Genomic DNA, 245 nt, shown 5'->3' on the forward strand with positions numbered 1-245 from the left:
GTCTATCTTTTGAAATAGCTCAAAAATCTCCTTTTCATCAAAGGAATCTATCCATACACCATATCTATTTTTATCTTTATCTCTCCAATAGAAGCCACAGAATTTCGGAATGGCTCTTTCTTTATAGGGATCATCCTTTAGATTTTTTGCAAAAAGATTTTCCTGTTCACCATTATAATTGGTAAATCCAAAGTCCAGCCATACGCCTCCCTCAGGAAGAATGACTACCGGTTTCCAATGGTATC

The 245-nt window shown here is 35.9% G+C and carries 1 pseudogene; it reads right to left on the bottom strand.

What is annotated here, in order from left to right:
* Nucleotides 1-245 (bottom strand): annotated as a pseudogene (locus SB679_RS25785) (hypothetical protein); the annotation flags it as partial.

This window comes from Chryseobacterium sp. SIMBA_029, assembly GCF_046535275.1.
Classification (GTDB): domain Bacteria; phylum Bacteroidota; class Bacteroidia; order Flavobacteriales; family Weeksellaceae; genus Chryseobacterium.